The sequence below is a fragment of the Actinomycetota bacterium genome (assembly GCA_028698215.1).
Taxonomy (GTDB): domain Bacteria; phylum Actinomycetota; class Humimicrobiia; order Humimicrobiales; family Humimicrobiaceae; genus Halolacustris.
The window spans coordinates 50,410-66,115 of the sequence record JAQVDY010000001.1 but is presented as its reverse complement, the minus strand read 5'-3'; the positions used below and the strand labels follow the sequence as shown (position 1 = coordinate 66,115).

20 protein-coding genes are annotated in these 15,706 nt (G+C 42.9%); 11 read left to right on the top strand and 9 right to left on the bottom strand.

Annotated elements, in window-relative coordinates; all coding sequences use genetic code 11:
* Positions 1–49 precede the first annotated feature (49 nt).
* A complete protein-coding gene (locus tag PHN32_00470; protein ID MDD3776067.1) occupies positions 50–241 on the bottom strand; it encodes a ferredoxin in 192 nt (63 codons plus the stop codon).
* 142 nt (positions 242–383) lie between these two features.
* On the opposite strand from PHN32_00470, the gene PHN32_00465 reads away from it, so the two are divergent.
* Positions 384–758 carry a cyclophilin-like fold protein gene (locus tag PHN32_00465; protein ID MDD3776066.1) on the top strand — a complete coding sequence of 125 codons (375 nt, stop codon included), beginning with the start codon at positions 384–386 and terminating at the stop codon, positions 756–758.
* Between the two features lie 2 nt (positions 759–760).
* On the opposite strand, the gene PHN32_00460 is transcribed toward PHN32_00465, so the two are convergent.
* Positions 761–1,192 carry an EamA family transporter gene (locus PHN32_00460; GenBank protein MDD3776065.1) on the bottom strand — a complete coding sequence of 144 codons (432 nt, stop codon included), beginning with the start codon at positions 1,190–1,192 and terminating at the stop codon, positions 761–763.
* 157 nt (positions 1,193–1,349) lie between these two features.
* Between PHN32_00460 and PHN32_00455 the strand changes: the two genes are divergently transcribed.
* Together PHN32_00455 and PHN32_00450 are read left to right on the top strand one after the other, a co-directional pair.
* Positions 1,350–1,943 carry a DNA-3-methyladenine glycosylase gene (locus PHN32_00455; GenBank protein ID MDD3776064.1) on the top strand — a complete coding sequence of 198 codons (594 nt, stop codon included), beginning with the start codon at positions 1,350–1,352 and terminating at the stop codon, positions 1,941–1,943.
* A 66-nt stretch (positions 1,944–2,009) separates the two neighbouring features.
* Positions 2,010–2,429 (top strand): hypothetical protein, encoded by a 420-nt coding sequence (locus tag PHN32_00450; GenBank protein MDD3776063.1) that lies wholly within the window; start codon positions 2,010–2,012, stop codon positions 2,427–2,429.
* Here the strand turns inward: PHN32_00450 and bamD are convergent.
* Together bamD and PHN32_00440 are read right to left on the bottom strand one after the other, a co-directional pair.
* The gene (gene bamD / locus PHN32_00445) at positions 2,426–3,817 is read right to left on the bottom strand and encodes an outer membrane protein assembly factor BamD (protein MDD3776062.1); all 1,392 of its coding nucleotides are present in this window, start codon (positions 3,815–3,817) and stop codon (positions 2,426–2,428) included. The genes PHN32_00450 and bamD overlap by 4 nt on opposite strands.
* The gene (locus tag PHN32_00440) at positions 3,810–4,361 is read right to left on the bottom strand and encodes a GNAT family protein (GenBank protein ID MDD3776061.1); all 552 of its coding nucleotides are present in this window, start codon (positions 4,359–4,361) and stop codon (positions 3,810–3,812) included. The genes bamD and PHN32_00440 overlap by 8 nt, the downstream gene beginning before the upstream one ends.
* A 152-nt stretch (positions 4,362–4,513) precedes the next feature.
* Here PHN32_00440 and feoB point away from each other — a divergent pair, with 152 nt between their 5' ends.
* Positions 4,514–6,553: a ferrous iron transport protein B gene (gene feoB / locus PHN32_00435; GenBank protein ID MDD3776060.1), complete on the top strand. Its 2,040-nt coding sequence runs from the start codon at positions 4,514–4,516 to the stop codon at positions 6,551–6,553.
* 6 nt (positions 6,554–6,559) lie between these two features.
* Positions 6,560–6,823: a FeoC-like transcriptional regulator gene (locus PHN32_00430; protein MDD3776059.1), complete on the top strand. Its 264-nt coding sequence runs from the start codon at positions 6,560–6,562 to the stop codon at positions 6,821–6,823.
* A gap of 1 nt (position 6,824) precedes the next feature.
* Here the strand turns inward: PHN32_00430 and PHN32_00425 are convergent, their stop codons facing one another.
* Both PHN32_00425 and PHN32_00420 read right to left on the bottom strand, forming a co-directional pair.
* Positions 6,825–7,589 (bottom strand): slipin family protein, encoded by a 765-nt coding sequence (locus PHN32_00425; protein MDD3776058.1) that lies wholly within the window; start codon positions 7,587–7,589, stop codon positions 6,825–6,827.
* A gap of 3 nt (positions 7,590–7,592) precedes the next feature.
* Entirely contained in the window at positions 7,593–8,921 is a 1,329-nt protein-coding gene (locus PHN32_00420; GenBank protein MDD3776057.1) for a nodulation protein NfeD, read from the bottom strand.
* A 141-nt stretch (positions 8,922–9,062) separates the two neighbouring features.
* Between PHN32_00420 and PHN32_00415 the strand changes: the two genes are divergently transcribed.
* Positions 9,063–9,227, top strand: coding sequence for a rubredoxin (locus PHN32_00415; GenBank protein MDD3776056.1), 165 nt, complete (start codon positions 9,063–9,065; stop codon positions 9,225–9,227).
* 6 nt (positions 9,228–9,233) lie between these two features.
* On the opposite strand, the gene PHN32_00410 is transcribed toward PHN32_00415, so the two are convergent.
* Positions 9,234–9,644: a 4Fe-4S binding protein gene (locus PHN32_00410; GenBank protein MDD3776055.1), complete on the bottom strand. Its 411-nt coding sequence runs from the start codon at positions 9,642–9,644 to the stop codon at positions 9,234–9,236.
* Complete coding sequence (locus PHN32_00405) at positions 9,641–10,804, bottom strand: homocysteine biosynthesis protein (protein MDD3776054.1); 1,164 nt, start codon at positions 10,802–10,804, stop codon at positions 9,641–9,643. The genes PHN32_00410 and PHN32_00405 overlap by 4 nt, the downstream gene beginning before the upstream one ends.
* 178 nt (positions 10,805–10,982) lie before the next feature.
* Between PHN32_00405 and PHN32_00400 the strand changes: the two genes are divergently transcribed.
* The 4 genes from PHN32_00400 (at position 10,983) to PHN32_00385 (ending at position 13,380) form a co-directional block, all read left to right on the top strand.
* Complete coding sequence (locus PHN32_00400; protein ID MDD3776053.1) at positions 10,983–11,834, top strand: ParA family protein; 852 nt, start codon at positions 10,983–10,985, stop codon at positions 11,832–11,834.
* An 85-nt stretch (positions 11,835–11,919) separates the two neighbouring features.
* The gene (locus PHN32_00395) at positions 11,920–12,411 is read left to right on the top strand and encodes a polymer-forming cytoskeletal protein (GenBank protein ID MDD3776052.1); all 492 of its coding nucleotides are present in this window, start codon (positions 11,920–11,922) and stop codon (positions 12,409–12,411) included.
* A 25-nt stretch (positions 12,412–12,436) separates the two neighbouring features.
* On the top strand, positions 12,437–12,625 hold the full coding sequence (locus tag PHN32_00390; protein MDD3776051.1) for a hypothetical protein: 189 nt from the start codon (positions 12,437–12,439) through the stop codon (positions 12,623–12,625).
* A complete protein-coding gene (locus PHN32_00385) occupies positions 12,625–13,380 on the top strand; it encodes a UPF0280 family protein (GenBank protein ID MDD3776050.1) in 756 nt (251 codons plus the stop codon). The genes PHN32_00390 and PHN32_00385 overlap by 1 nt, the downstream gene beginning before the upstream one ends.
* Positions 13,381–13,398: 18 nt before the next feature.
* On the opposite strand, the gene PHN32_00380 is transcribed toward PHN32_00385, so the two are convergent.
* A complete protein-coding gene (locus tag PHN32_00380; protein ID MDD3776049.1) occupies positions 13,399–13,857 on the bottom strand; it encodes a polymer-forming cytoskeletal protein in 459 nt (152 codons plus the stop codon).
* 122 nt (positions 13,858–13,979) lie between these two features.
* On the opposite strand from PHN32_00380, the gene PHN32_00375 reads away from it, so the two are divergent.
* Positions 13,980–15,638, top strand: a complete 1,659-nt coding sequence (locus PHN32_00375) for a CapA family protein (GenBank protein ID MDD3776048.1) — start codon at positions 13,980–13,982, stop codon at positions 15,636–15,638.
* The last annotated feature ends 68 nt before the right edge of the window (positions 15,639–15,706 follow it).

The following is a 15,706-nucleotide window of genomic DNA, read 5'->3' as shown; positions in this document are numbered from 1 at the left end:
CCAGCAGCAGGGCTATTAAAAACATTAGTAGAGTTTATCCCAAGCTTTATCAGTCAACGATAATAGCTTCGGTAGGACAACTTTCTTCTGCTTCCTGGATGCACTCTTCGTCGCTTTCATCATAATCAGTCTTGATTACTTCAGCTATGTCCTTATCTTCATTAATTTTGAAAATATCAGGGCAGGTTTCTTCACAAAGACCACAACCGGTACAAAGTTCTTCATCTATTCTTACTTCCATTTACAACCTTTCTTCCGATTTTAATTAATTTCAACCTTAGATACATTAATGTAATATACATAATTTCAAAAGGTAATTCAACCAATTTTTATTTATTTTTTATTTGTTGATTTAGGTCAAAATCAATACAATAAATTACACTATGGAAAATATTATATTTGTATGCTGCGGGGGAGTAAAAATAAGGTTTAGGCTTAACCGGTCAGGGACCGCTTTGCAGCTGCTTTCCATACTTCCCCTCCAGGCAAAGGTACAGAGATGGGGCGGTGAAATCTACTTTCCAATACCACTTGATGCAAGGCTGGAGCAGGGAAAAGAGCTGCTGGAAGTAGGGGATATTGCTTTCTGGCCCCCCGGACAGGCGTTATGCATATTTTTTGGCCCTACCCCTGCCAGCACAGACCACCGTCCCCGGGCGGCAGGACCGGTTACGGTAGTGGGACATATAGCTAGACAGAAAGATATAGGGCAGCTGAGAAAAATAAAGCAGGGCCAAGCCATAAGCCTTATTACTTAGCCCTACCACCTGAGCAGCAAGAGCCCCGCTATTATTAGAGCTGCTCCTGCCCCTTTAACCATGGTAATTTTTTCTGTTAAAAATATTGCAGCTACTGCCAATGTAACAATCGGAAAGGCGGAGGTAATTGGTACTACCCTGGAGGTTTCTCCCAGCTTAAGGGCATAATAATAGGCAAAATGACCCAGCAGGGAGGCCATGATACCCTCCAGCCCTATAAAGGTTGCACTTTTTAAGTCAATAGCTGCCAGCTGTCTTAGCTCCCCCCGTACCAGAATTACTATTAGCAGTATTACGGTTACTACCAGGCTTCTAAATACCAAGGCTATATAGGGACTTACTTTAGCTAAGCCTAATTTTCCAAATACAGGGGCTATTCCCCAGAAGAACATGGTAATAAGGGCCAGCAGGTAAGGGTATGCCCGGTTTTCCAACGCCGTCTCCTTTCTGTTTGTTTATACATACCTCATATTTTAAACCGATGGGCAAAACCAATAAAGAGCCAAAGTTTGACTGTAAGAAACCAGGTTTGCTATTATTAATATTTTCGCAGCATGTTTTAAGTTTAGGCCAGATTCTTAATCTGAATTAATGGAAAATAGACTACAAACTGAATTCTTTTCCAGGGATTCTGCCCTGGTAGCCCAACAGCTTTTAGGCTGTATACTGGTTACCAAAAAAGAAGGCAAATGCTCTGCCATTATTACTGAAACTGAAGCTTATTACGGCAGTGACGATCCAGCCAGCCATGCTTACAGGGGGCTTACTCCCAGAAACCAGCTTATGTTTGGAAGGGCAGCAATAGCCTATGTTTACCTTTGTTACGGAATGCATAACCTGTTTAATATAGTTACCCGGGGTAAGGGAGAACCGGGAGCAGTACTGATACGGGGGGCGGTCCCTTTAGAAGGGCAGCCCCTTATGGAAAAAAGAAGGGGCCGTGGTAATGGCAGGCTTATTTTAAATGGACCAGGAAAGCTGACTTTGGCTTTAGGCATAAGACTGGAAGATAACGGCTGGGACCTAACCAAGCAGTCCAGTACCATATATGTGGTTAAGCCTGCCTCAGCTATGGATCTACCGGTATGTAAATCAGCCAGGATAGGGGTTAGGGCCGGCAGCAATTTCTTGTTTAGGTTTTACCTGCCGGAAAAAGAGGTAAGGGCAAAGTTACCATTAAAATAGCCCTGTTTGTTTGAATGTAGTCTTTTTTCTAATATAATGAGTACAAATAAAGGAAGGCGGTAATTAATGATAGATTATGAAAAGCTTAAAAGAGCTTCCTATATGGCTAAAAGGATGTACATTATACAGCAGATATGCCAGCATAACGGAGTGGAGATAGAGTACCTGTTTGGATTGTTTAACCTTTACAATCAGAAAAACAGGGGCAGATGGTTCTGGCAGAGGGCCCAATTTACCGGAGCATTAAAGGATAATTATGATCAGTTCAACCAACAAGCTGACCAGATAGCCAAAGACATGAAGGCCGATAATGAACAGGCCACCAAGGACAAGATAGAAGCGGCCAGTGGAATTCTAGACCAATTAATGCAAAAAATGGAAGGCAATTTAGAGGTAGACCGTGCTACTGACAGAAGCTATGTAAGAGGTTTTCTGGACGGAAACCTTAGAAGGCTTATTGATGACGGCCTAAAAGAAATCAACTAAAAACCAATATCCAAAAAATACCTGCTGTCCTGTTCAAAGCTTAAGTTTCCGAACAGGGGTATGGAAGACCGGGAAAGGTATTCCACTGCCGATTGGTAAACTCCCGGCATAAGCTCCAATTCCAAAGTGGTATTGGAAGCAATTTCTGTCCTTATCTTTTGAGGACCGGAAAGGTACAACACAGCATCATGGGAACCAGTATTATTGACTTCCAGCTTACTTTGCTCAGGTGCATATATGCGGGTGGCTTCTCCGGTAAAAGACAGGTTATGATAGCTGGAATTCTGTATCACATTAATTTTGCTTAACACTAAATTGGTCATATAGTCCAGGGAAGACTCAGGGTAGTATTCCAGTATGGCCTGATAGAGGTAAGCTGATTTATCATACTCCTGCTGGTCATAATGCTGCAGGGCAGCTTTCCCCAATTGAATTTGAGGTATATCCGATAATATCACCTGGCTGTAATGGGAAACCCTGAAAACATCCCGGGGGGAATTAAACAACTCGGTTACCCGCAGCAGTTCTTCTATGGCTGCTTCGTATTCCTTTTGCTGTTTTAGCTGCAGGGCGTTGTTTATGTAGTTTGCAAACAGCATTTCTTTGGCACTTTCCGAATATTCGCTTAAGGGATACTGGTCTATCAGGGAGGTCAGTATTTCATTTGATTTCTGCCGGTCACCAGCCTGCTTATAGCAGGTGGCTGCCTTAAAGGTGAGCTCCGGTATCTTGTAATCAGCTACAAAAGCCTCATCGGTATCGGGATAATCCTGTTTTAATTTTTGATAAAGGTTTATGGTTGCCAGGTAGTGGTGAGCAGCTTGTTGGTAACTGTTCTGCTTAAAATAGTTTTCTGCTAAATCCAAGTGGCATTGGGTGTACATATTGCTGGTTTCCAGATTGGACTCCAGCAGTTTTAAATCCAGGGCTTTATCCAGGTAATTTATGGTGTTTATGCAGTCGCCCTGCTGGTAATAGGCCATAGGGAGGATACCCATAGCTGTTTGGTAATAACGGCTGCTGGGGTAATGCCCTACCAGGGCTTCCCAGGAATGTATGGCTTCAGGGTAACTGCCCTCCTGGTAGGAATTCTGGGCTCTCTGGTTCAGGGCAAAAGGCCCAAAAAGGCTGGAAAAAACGATGCCTCCTATGGAAGCCAGCAAAAATAATATAAAGAGGAAGCCTATAGCGTTTTTCCTGACCAGGTTAAAAATTGCAAATATTAAGCTTAATACCACCGCAGCTATGCTGGCTATGGGCAGATAATCCCAAAATAGGCCCCTGTCTGCATAAGCCAGATAGCCTAAACCGGCGGCGGACAGCAAAAAAAGGGCTATAATTATCAGGGAGCCGGCCCCGGTTTTATGTCTTCCGCTATACTCATACATCTTTTTCTTCTTTTTTATGTTTTACATATTCCATAACATAGGTATCCCAATACCGGCCATTATAGTAGTGGTCTTTTTTAAGTACCTCTTTATGTTTAAAGCCGCATTTAAGATAAGTTTTTATAGCTCTTCCATTGTAATTATATACATTCAATTCAATTTTTCTTAAGCCCAAGTCATGGGTGGCATATTGTAATACCAGTTTTACCGCATCAGTGCCATAGCCCTGGTTCCAATATTGCTTGTCACCAATCACTATACCAAACTCGGCTATTTTTTTAATCCAATTTATTTTATGCAGGGCGCAATTGCCGATATACTTGCCGGTTTGGGTATCTATGGCAAAGGCCATATCATTATGGGAGCTTTGAATAAACTGGTACCATTGGTTCTCCTGCTTCAGGTCAAAACCGGAAAAATCCTGACTTAAAAACTTGTTTACCTGGTGATCTTTCAGCCAGGCTAATGATTGGGCTAAATCTTTAGGCTCCAGTTTTCTGATTACTGCTTTTTTGCCTATAATTTTTTTTGGATATTTTCGCAATGCTAATTCAAAACTGCCGGAATTAATAATAAAATAAATTCTACAACAAAATGGGAAAAAATAAAAAATTTTAGGCTGGTATACATTGACAGAGCAATAGAAATAATATATGCTTTGAAAAAAGTTAGGTACTCCTAAATTAAGGAAAAATTATGGAAAAATCCATAAATATAGCTTTGGCCGGAAATCCCAACTCAGGCAAAACCACCCTGTTTAACCAGTTGACCGGTGCCAGGCAGCATGTAGGCAACTGGCCGGGGGTTACTGTGGAGAAAAAAGAAGGGATTTTCCAGTACAAAAACTTCAGGTTTAATGTGGTGGACCTGCCCGGGGTCTACAGCCTTTCCGCCCTGTCTTTGGATGAAGTGGTAGCCCGGGACTACATTGTAGAATCCCAGCCGGATATTGTAGTTGATATTATCGACTGTTCCAACCTGGAACGAAATCTGTACCTGGCTTTAGAGTTGATAGAGCTGGGTTTTTCCACCCGGCTTATTTTTGTATTCAATATGTTTGATATTGTACAAAAGCGCAAGCAAAAGCTGGATATTGAACGCCTCGGCTCATTGCTGGGTGTACCCATAATTACCACAGTGGGCACTACAGGGGAAGGGCTGGAGCATCTAAAGGAAAAAATCCTGGAAGCTTATCTAAATCCTTCCCATCCTAAGCCCAAACCAGTCAATTATGGAGGGGAGCTGGAGCATGAAATAAAAAAACTTACCCAGAAATTGGGACAGGTAAGCTCCCTGCAGGACAGGTTTTCGCTAAGATGGGCAGCTATTAAGCTTTTGGAACAGGATCAGGCGTTACTGGAGCAGGTAAATAAAATAGATGAAGGCCGGTCAGGCCTGACAGGATATCTGGAAGAAGTAAAAAATCATCTAGGTAAAGTATTTGGTGAAAATGCAGATATTATAATAGCAGACAGGAGATACGGACATATCAGCGGACTCCTTAGGGAGATTGGCTATTTTGATACTGACCTGGACCGGCATACCATATCAGACCAGATAGACTTGATTACTACCAGCAGGGCTGCTGGCATCCCTATATTTTTACTGCTCATGTTTATAACTTTCTTTCTTACCTTCCAGATAGGAGGCTATATACAGGGATGGATGGAGCAGGGCCTGGAATTGATGGGCAGCAGCCTGGCTAATTTCATGGCACAGGCGGGAATTAGCGGCTGGGTAATTTCCCTGCTCATTGATGGAATAATTGGAGGCGTAGGCGGAGTTTTGGTGTTTATCCCCAATATATTTATCCTGTTTTTTCTGATATCATTTTTAGAGGATAGCGGCTATATGGCCAGGGCTGCTTTTATAATGGATAACCTTATGCACCGGATTGGACTCCACGGCAAATCCTTTATACCCATGGTAATGGGTTTTGGTTGTAATGTACCCGCCATTATGGCTACCAGGACCCTGGAGGAAAAGAAAGACCGGATACTGACCATACTGATTATCCCTTTTGTTTCCTGCAGTGCCAGAATACCTATATATATACTGCTGGCAGGGGCTTTTTTTGGGCCCTGGGCTTCGGTAGTGGTCTTCTCCCTTTATATTTTAGGACTGGCAGTGGCAGTGGGAAGCAGCAAGCTATTTCACAAAATATTTTTTAAAGGGCTTTCCAAGCCTTTTGTAATGGAACTGCCCCCCTACCGGGTTCCTACTTTTAAGGGGGCAGTGATCCATATGTGGGAAAAGGGATCTGAATTTTTAAAGAAAATGGGTACGGTAATACTGATAGGTTCGATACTTATCTGGCTTATGGGGGCCCTGCCGGTAGGAGTTGAATATGCCAGCCAGGAATCAATTGCCGGCCGGGTTGGATTATTTATATCACCAGTACTCAAACCCCTGGGTTTTGGATGGGTGGAAAGTATTGCCTTGTTGTTTGGCTTTGTGGCTAAGGAAATAGTAGTGGGTACCTTTGGAGTGGTGCTGGGCACCTCGGAGGCATCAGGCAGCTTAACCCAGGCTATTCAGGGCATTATGACTCCCCTGAGTGCCTATACTTTTATGGTATTTACACTGCTTTATACTCCCTGCCTGGGAACGGTAGCAGCCATTAAGAGGGAGACAGGCTCCTATAAATGGACCTTTTTTTCAATTGCATACAGCCTGCTGGTAGCCTGGGTTATATCTTTTATAATCTATCGCATAGGGCTGTGGATAGGATGGTGATTGGTTATGCTGGATAAGATAATGGACTATTTTAAACAAGGGAACGATACCAGGACCCTGGCCCAGCTGGCCCGGGAACTGCAAATTAAGGCTTCTGCCTTGGAAGGCATGCTGGATTTTTTGGTTAAAAAGGAAAAACTTAAAGTAGATTTCCAGCAAACAATGCCGGCCTCCGGCTGTGCGGGAAAAGCCCGGGGCGCCTGTGTCAGCTGCCCTTTTAAGGGAAAATCAAAACAGGAGGGCATAAAATATTATTATATGCCCTCTTAGCTTAGGTTTTGGTTATTTTATCTATAAAAGAGGTTATAAGGTCAATAGGCACTGGAAATATGATGGTTGAGTTTTGTTCGGCAGAAATTTCTTTTAATGTCTGCAGAAATCTCAACTGTACTGAAACCGGATACTGGCTCAATACCTTGGCTGCTTCTGAAAGCCTTTCTGAGGCCTGAAATTCACCTTCGGCATTGATGATTTTAGCCCTTCTTTCCCTTTCAGCTTCTGCCTGGCGGGCAAACGCCCTCTGAATGGACTGGGGAAGTTCTACATCTTTTATTTCTACTGTGGATACCTTGATTCCCCAGGGATCAGTCTGGTCATCAATTATTTTCTGGAGCTCCTGATTTATTTTATCCCTTTTAGACAGCAGGTCATCCAGATCTACCTGGCCTATTATGCTTCTTAAAGTAGTCTGGGCAATCTGCGAGGTACCCACGATATAATTTTCGATGGCTATGACACTTTTTTCAGGTTCCAGGACTTTAAAATAAACCACTGCATTTACTTTTACCGGTACATTATCCTTGGTGATGATATCCTGGGGCGGGACATCCAGGGTTACAATCCTTAAATCCACTTTTACCATTTTATCTACCAGGGGGATGATTAAAAATATTCCCGGCCCTTTTACCCCTTTCAGCCGCCCGAATCTAAATATTACTCCCCGCTCATATTCTTTTAAAATTTTAATGGCAGATACCAGTAGGATAAATACAACTAGTGCTATAAGTACTATAAATACCAATGTTCCTAAATACATAACCTAACCTCCTCTGTCGGTTTGTTTTACATAAAGGGTCAGTCCCCTGTTTCCGGTTATGACCACCTTTCTGTTGCTGCCTACCTTTCCCTGTTCAGCTACTGCTCTCCAGATCTCCCCATCTATCTTTACCTGGCCCTGGGGGTCTAATATGCTGACGGTAACTGCCTCCCTGCCAACCAGGGATGTGCTTCCGGTTACCGGCTTTACCCGGCGGGAAAGATAAAGGGCCCGGAGGGCAATAAAAGCCATACCCGAAAATATTACACTGAATCCTATTATAAGGGGTTTGGCTATGTTTAGATAGGGTGCAGGGCTGTCAATAAGTATAATAGAACCCAAAACCAGGCATATTAGCCCACAAACAGATAATATTCCCCCGGTAGCTACAGCCAGGTCCACTATAAACAATATTACCCCCAGCACTATAATTCCCATGCCGGCATAGTTTACAGGCAGAATGCTTAAAGCGTAGAGCCCTAAAATCAAAAACAGCACCCCCAGTGCCCCGGATATGCCCAGTCCCGGGGACGAGAATTCATATATTATGCCTAAAATACCCAGCAGAAAGAGGATGTAGGCAATATTGGGATTGGCTATTATATGTAAAAAACGGTTGGCAAAGCTGGTTTCTATAATATCCAGGCGGGCATGGCCGGTATCCAGGATATACTGGGCACCAAATTTATTTATCTCAAACTGGTCAATCTGGGCTAAAACATCTTCCAAGCTTTCTGCAGTAAAATCTATTACTCCCAGCTCCAGTGCCTGGCCTGCAGTGACCGAAACACTTTCGGTCACTGCCTTTTCTGCCCATTGGCTGTTTCTGCCCTTGGCTTCTGCCAAGCTCTGTATCAATGCTACGGAATCATTGGTGATCTTATTCATGGATTCCGGATCCACCTGGCCTCCTCCCAGGGTGACCGGATGGGCAGCCCCTATATGGGTAGAAGGATGCATTACTGCTATATCAGCAGCATATGTTATAAATACTCCGGCAGAAGCTGCCCTGGCTCCCTGAGGTGATATATATATTATTAGGGGCACCTTGCTGGCCAACATATCCCTGATTATTTCCTGCATGGAAGCCTCCAGGCCCCCAGGGGTGTCCATCTGGATAATTAATGCCCTGTTATCCTGTTCAGCCTGGCTGATGCATCTTTTAAGGTGACTGGAAATGGCAGGATCAATTATTCCTTCTATGCTGGTAATGTAGAAGTCCTGCACTTTTTGCTGGGCGTCTAAGGAAGCAGGCATCATCAGCAGCATTATAGCGGTAGTTACCATAAGAAGGCTCAGCTTGATTTTGTTAATTTTACCTCTGTTACCCATATTCCTTGTATTTGATAATGTTTCTATATCTATTTTAGCATGTAAGGCAGAGCCTGAGAAAACTTGAAGAAATATTCTTATTTACAACTGATAATTATTTATACATAATAAGGGCAATTAATAACAAGCAGGAGGATATTAATGGGTAAATGGGAATGCCTGGTATGCGGTTATATATATGATCCCGAAGAAGGGGATCCAGACAATGATATAGAGCCGGGTACTGCATTTGAGGATTTGCCAGAAGACTGGGTTTGCCCCCAGTGCGGTGCAGAAAAAGACCAGTTTGAAGAGCTGGAAGAATAAGGTTTGCTAAATATTAAGCTTAATGGCATCCAGTGGGCAGCTGTTAGCACAGAGCCCACAAAGGATGCATTTTTCTTTATCAAATATAAGTTTTTTGCTGATATTATCCAGGTTCAAGGCCTGGGTAATACAGATAGATGTACACAAGCCACAGGAGACACATAATTCCTTGTCCACCCTTATATCCTTGGCTGCTTCCTGTATGCTTACCCCGGAATATTTTAAAAAATCTATTCCCTTTTCTATATTGTCTTTTTTACCGGTGATTTCTATCAGTATCTTGCCTTCCATGTTAGGGGTGATTTCTGCCCTTAATATATTGAAGGCCAGGTCATAATCCTTGACCAGCCGGTAAGTTATAGGTTGAGTTACTATATCTTCACTAAAAGTAAGTACCAGTTTCCTCTTTTGGCTCACAGTTCCTCCTGGCTTAAGATATCAAGGCTTTTTAATTTTTCTTCTGCAGGCAGCGGCGCTACCGCCTCAGTCAGCAAAAATTTATTGGCTTTTATAAGTTTCTTAAGATGCTGGGCTATTTCTTTAGCCTGTGCATAGCTGGATATGGATCCGGTCTGGACCTTTTTGCCTTTTATGTCTATCTGCCCGCTGCGGAGCTGTTGGTAGTTAACTCTTCCATAACTGGGCCGGTTTCTTCTCTGCACCGAGTAATCATATATTTCAGTATAAATATCTTCATCCCTTATGCTCAGGAACTTAACCATTTCTTCATCCAGTACCGGTATGGGTATCCCGATACCCATAAACATGGTAACCCCGTAGCCGTAAAACCGGGCTGCCCTAAGATAGCGGGGATTCATTTGTTTAAGGTCTCCTATCACCGCCAGGGTGCCTCCCGGCCCCAAGGTGGTCCCATTGGCCAGCCTTTCCTGCTGGGGATTATGCTGGGTTCCGTGCCAGGCCACATATCCGGCAGCACCGCCTATAAATATTCTGGTTCCCAGCCCTATGGTTCGGTAATAAGGGTCATTTAGCAGCGGGTTAAGCTGGCCGGCGCTGCTGTAAGTGGCATTTCCAAAACGGGGCAGTAATTTGCCCATATAGGTATAAATGGTACGATCCGAGGAATTGGTAGCCACATCATAATTCTGGTATACATTTCTGGGATTATAAAGGTAAGCCTGGTTTAAGGTCTCTAAGGTAATATAGGTTTCTATGCTTTTGCGGGGATAGCAGTCGGTTCCATAAGCAGTGGCCTTAAGCTTAACCGGTTTTCCCTCCAGCAGGTCCTGTATGACATGCGCCCCGCCATAACCAGCATCAGATTCGGATATTTCAGTAGCGCCCAGGTAGGCATCCACTGCTGCTACTCCGGAATAAGCCGGCACATCATTGAGCCAAACCCTGCCCATTTTTATGGGAGGGTCTGCATGTCCAAAATTAAGGAAAGCCCCGGAAGAGCACATAGGTCCAAAGGTGGCAGTAGTTACCACATCTACCTGTTGGGCAGTCTTTTTTATTCCATGCTTCTGGACATAGCCAATAATCTCTTCAGCATCCAGAACTACTACTTGGCCCTGCTTTATTTTTTCATTAATTTCAGTAATTGTTTTAGCCATTGGAAACCTCTATTAAGAATTAATCTTTAATAATACTCAAATATTTTAGTTTTGCAAATAAGGCCACCGGGGAAAATTAAAGACAACTTACCATACAATAATCCTTAATAAAACCTGTATAAAAATATATGTTTTTAGTATAAAATAAATAACAATTTTCTATATTAATTGGTCTACTATGAAAAAAATAGTTTTTTTTAATGCCAAGGGGGGCACTGGAAAAACCACCCTATGCTATAACTATGGGTGGTATCTTTCCCATCAAAAAGGAAAAAAAGTACTGATGATGGATTTTGACCCCCAGATAAACCTGGTGCAGTCCTTTAATTTGGGCTCAGCCAGCAAATTTGGACAAAATCTGGAAACACTGATTAAAAACTTTGTGGAAGGCAAAGAAATAAACCTATCCAGCTATATCATTAAAGTGTCCCGCAATATGGACCTTCTGCCTTCTTCCAATAATATTTCCTTGATAGAAGAATATCTAACCGATCACATAATAAACAGGACTTTTAAAGAAAGAATAATATACCGTTCCAAATACAGAAACCAAATTATAAAGAAAGTGCTGGAAGACTATATCCCTGAATCCAGCTATGACTATATATTGATAGATTCCCAGCCTAATTATTCGCTGCTTTCCACCAGCTCTATCGTGTATGCCAAAAACATAATGGTGGTTATAAGGCCGGAACTTTTTTCTTTTTTAGATATCAAGTATCTTCAGAAAATAATACGCAGCCTGGAAAAAAATTTTTATGTTAATATAAAGATTGTGGGGGTCATTATAAATTCATTTGAAAAGAGGAAAAAAGATGCCCGGTTTTTGGCAGAGGAGCTACAGCACAGATACGGAGACAGCATCAGGATATACCAGAATAAAATCAGGTATCTATCAGACTACCAGAAATCCATAGCTGTGGCCCGGAAACCGGTATTTACTGCCTATCCAGGCTCAGAAGCAGCCCAGGAGATGTTGAAGTTATGTGCAGAAATAGCTGGCCGGGAAGACGAATTCTATTTCAAGTAAAATAATTGTAAAAATTATTAAAACTATTTAATATATATTTATCATTATAATTATTAATAAACCAATATCCACAGGGGGGTTGTAGATGGCGTTCATCAACAAGGAAAATATCGAAGAAAATGATTACCAGGCTCCAGGAGAGGCCAGGACTCTGCTCACCATCAGCGGAGACAATGCCAAGATTGAGGGAAAATTTGTAGTTTCAAAATCTATAGAAATTGACTGTGAGGTTTCAGGGGAGCTGGAAATTGATGGAGAACTGGTTATTAAAAAAGATGGCCATGTTAATGCTGATGTTAAAACCATTACTGCTCAAGTTATAGGTAAGTACGAGGGAAACATGGAAGCTGCCGACTCAGTAGAAATCAAAGAAAATGGTCTTGTAAATGGAAATATAAAAACAGATTCACTGATTATAAACAAAGGCGGAATCTTTAGCGGAAATGTTACCAGGATTAATGCTAAACAGATTGAACCTGAGGCTGAACAGGAAGAACCGGAACCAGCAGAAGAAGATGAAGATGAGGTAAATTTAGACGATCAGCAGGATGACTATTCCCAGGATCTTGAAATTTAACAGAGCTTAGGAGGTTCTGGCCCCTTTGAAACCTAGATATAAGAATCCTCTGATACTAAGTATTGTATCTACAGTATTTTTAATCCCTATCATGATAATGGCCATGTACCTTTTTAATACTGTTAATTGGGCCATGCTGGCAGTTACTGTGGCTGTCTATTTTGTAGTTATTTTTTTGATTTACCTTTATTATGGCGGTATTGGCAGGAAATAGTGTCAGCTAACTCTAACCCAAAAATAAATAAGCTCACTGCAGACAGGGATATTTATCGCAGCAAAATAAGCACCCGCCTGCCATACAGATGGAACATAAATTACCGGCATAGTGACCTCTATGTAGCCAGCGATAAGGATGTAGCAGCCTATATTGCCGGCTATCTGGTAAAATTCTATACAGCAATTGAAACTGTAATTGATAAAAACCCAGTGTTTCTCAAGGCCTTGTCTCCAGTGGCTTTACCTGGAGAGTATGCCCCGGTAATTGGACAGATGCTGGCTAAATCCCGGCAGTTTAAGGTAGGCCCCATGGCGGCGGTAGCCGGGGCTGTGTGCGATTATCTGGGCCAAAAGACAGGGACCCGGTGTTCTGAGCTGATAATTGAAAATGGAGGCGACACCTATATCAAGTCCAGTCAAGACATCACCGCCCAGGTTTTTACCGCTAACTCCAATCTGACCAATAATATAAACTTACATATTCCACATCAGGTTACTCCCTGCGGGCTTTGCTGCTCCTCTGGAAAGTTCGGCCATTCCTTTAGCATGGGAAAGGCAGATATTGCCTGTGTTTTAGCTACCACTGCCATAGCGGCGGATGCTGCGGCTACTGCTATGGCCAACTGCATATCAAGTCCGGAGCACGTCGAACGGGCTATTGAAAAATTTAAAAGCCAAAAGGGTATTTTGGGGCTGCTGGCTTTAAAAGATAAGACCATAGGCATATGGGGACAGGTACAGCTGGTCCCATAAACTATTTTATATCAGATATTAGAATCGATTGACTTGGGGATGTATGGAGGCTGGTTTCCCATCAGCCGGTTTATGCTCTGGTATGATCTGCTCTTTTCCCATTTTGAAGATATCAGCATTATCCGATATCTTGCTTTCCCCTTTAAAAACTCCACCCTTGGATACGGTTAGTAAGGCATCTTTCTGGGTTAAGTTTCCTATAAGTTTGCCGGTAGAGGTTATCTCCACTTCCCCGGAAGCTATGATATCTCCCTTAAAAGAGCCGGCAATAGTAGCGTTGTTGGTTTTAGCATCAGCCTCAACTTTGCCTTCCTTGCCCACTATAAGTTCCTTTTCGGAAATGATCATCCCTTTCAGGGAACCGTCTATCCGGGTAGAACCCGGAGAATAAATTTTGCCTTCTATGCTTACTCCTTCTGCAATTAAAGTAACTGTTTTACTGGCCTTGGTGTTTTCATTTTTAGCAAAAATAGGCATACTCTCCTTTTAAGTTTCCATATAGGAAAATTATTATAACATCTTTTCAAAAGAAATGGTTTAGTTTTTAGATTTAAAATTATAGAATATATTTAATTTATTTCATTATTCGGAGAAGGGTTATGAAAAGACTTAAGCTTGCCATATGCGTAATTTTACCCCTGATTTTGGTTATTGCCTTTTCCGGGTGCCAGGCAACTGAACCGGAAACAGCCCAGCCTGTAAGCCAGGGAGAGGCTACGGTGGAAGAAAAACCTGAAGAACAGGCCGAACCAGAACAGGCCGAACCTCCAGAGCCGGTATCTGTGGCTATAGACAGTTCTATCCCCGCTAGTTTAGGTGCAGTCATAACCCAGGCGGCCAAAGAAACCTTCCCCCATTCGGAGATTTCAGATGACGCCCAGGCTGCAGACATTAGCATAGGTTTGGAACTGCAGGATGGTTTGGAATCCATATCCTTGGTCTTTGCTCCCGTAACCGGTTTTTTTAATTTAACTGATGAGATTAGTTTCGATCAGCTTAAGGATTTCTGGGATAAGGGAACCTCTCTGGAAATGGAGCTGGTAATAACTGACTCCAACTTAAGCCTTCTGGAAGCGGTTTTGGGCCCCATCCAGGCTGGGCAGGTTAGGGTAGTAAATGAAGATGAGCTGGCAGCGGCCTTGGCCGAAGGGGGTAATTTTTCCATAGTTCCTTTCGATGAAATAAAGAAGGAATACAAAGTGCTTTACCTGGACGGCATATCAGTACTGGCTAAAGATGCTCCCATGGATAATTATCCCCTGCAGCTGGGCCTGAAATTGGAAGGGGAAGAGCAATTCTTGCTTCCCTTGGCTGAAATACTGGATGGCTACCAGCTCAGTAACCGGGATACAGACAAAATGCTTACCATAAACATGACCGGGGTTACCGCCCTGGTAAGGGGTACCGCCAACCGTATGGAGCAAAATGGGATTCTTTATCCTGCAGAACAGATAACAGATACCCTGCTGGCAGCTGATATAACTCATATCAGCAATGAGATACCTTTTGTAGAAGGCTGTACAGGAGCCAGGGACAGCGCCTTGGTTTTTTGCAGCAAGCCCGAATATTTTGAACTGCTTCAGCATGTGGGAACCGATGTGGTAGAGCTTACTGGAAACCATATGAATGATTACGGTCCCCAGTGGATGGAATACACCCTGGACATTTACGATGAAGCAGGTTTGCCTTATTTCGGCGGAGGAAGAGACCTGGAAGATTCCTACCAGCCTGCTTTATTTGAAATAGGGGGCAACAAGATCGCCTTTTTAGGATGTAATTATTGGGGTCCTGCTTATGATTGGGCTACTGAAGATTCGCCTGGCTCCACTCCGCCTAACCTGGAGGATTTGGAGGCCATAACGGCTGATCTTAAAAGCCAGGGCTATAATGTGATATTCACTTTTCAATATGTAGAAACATATAATTATTACCCTACCGAACAGCAAGTAATAGATTTTGGCCGTATGGTAGATGCCGGGGCCAGCATCGTAAGCGGAAGCCAGTCCCATCATCCCATGGGAGTAGAGTTTAAGCCGGAGGGCTTTATAAATTACGGGCTGGGCAATATTTTCTTTGACCAGATGAGGAGCCTGGGCATGAGGCAGGGCATTATAGCCAGGCATGTATTTTATGAAAACAGGCATATAGGCACAGAACTTATTACTACCATGCTGGAAGATTACAGCCAGCCCCGGCTTACTACTGCCGAGGAAAGACAGGAACTGCTTGCTTCAATATTTGAAGGCAGCATAAAATAAGCGGCACTATGGGGATATGGTAAGTTTGAGGACACTCAAACTGTCAATAACTAACCTGGCCAAGGACT

Bases quoted from the DNA above. Each gene is read 5' to 3' on its own strand.
- PHN32_00470 (MDD3776067.1), bottom strand. From the start codon at position 241: ATGGAAGTAAGAATAGATGAAGAACTTTGTACCGGTTGTGGTCTTTGT.
- PHN32_00465 (MDD3776066.1), top strand. From the start codon at position 384: ATGGAAAATATTATATTTGTATGCTGCGGGGGAGTAAAAATAAGGTTT.
- PHN32_00455 (MDD3776064.1), top strand. From the start codon at position 1,350: ATGGAAAATAGACTACAAACTGAATTCTTTTCCAGGGATTCTGCCCTG.
- PHN32_00450 (MDD3776063.1), top strand. From the start codon at position 2,010: ATGATAGATTATGAAAAGCTTAAAAGAGCTTCCTATATGGCTAAAAGG.
- bamD (MDD3776062.1), bottom strand. From the start codon at position 3,817: ATGTATGAGTATAGCGGAAGACATAAAACCGGGGCCGGCTCCCTGATA.
- feoB (MDD3776060.1), top strand. From the start codon at position 4,514: ATGGAAAAATCCATAAATATAGCTTTGGCCGGAAATCCCAACTCAGGC.
- PHN32_00430 (MDD3776059.1), top strand. From the start codon at position 6,560: ATGCTGGATAAGATAATGGACTATTTTAAACAAGGGAACGATACCAGG.
- PHN32_00425 (MDD3776058.1), bottom strand. From the start codon at position 7,589: ATGTATTTAGGAACATTGGTATTTATAGTACTTATAGCACTAGTTGTA.
- PHN32_00420 (MDD3776057.1), bottom strand. From the start codon at position 8,921: ATGGGTAACAGAGGTAAAATTAACAAAATCAAGCTGAGCCTTCTTATG.
- PHN32_00415 (MDD3776056.1), top strand. From the start codon at position 9,063: ATGGGTAAATGGGAATGCCTGGTATGCGGTTATATATATGATCCCGAA.
- PHN32_00405 (MDD3776054.1), bottom strand. From the start codon at position 10,804: ATGGCTAAAACAATTACTGAAATTAATGAAAAAATAAAGCAGGGCCAA.
- PHN32_00400 (MDD3776053.1), top strand. From the start codon at position 10,983: ATGAAAAAAATAGTTTTTTTTAATGCCAAGGGGGGCACTGGAAAAACC.
- PHN32_00395 (MDD3776052.1), top strand. From the start codon at position 11,920: ATGGCGTTCATCAACAAGGAAAATATCGAAGAAAATGATTACCAGGCT.
- PHN32_00380 (MDD3776049.1), bottom strand. From the start codon at position 13,857: ATGCCTATTTTTGCTAAAAATGAAAACACCAAGGCCAGTAAAACAGTT.
- PHN32_00375 (MDD3776048.1), top strand. From the start codon at position 13,980: ATGAAAAGACTTAAGCTTGCCATATGCGTAATTTTACCCCTGATTTTG.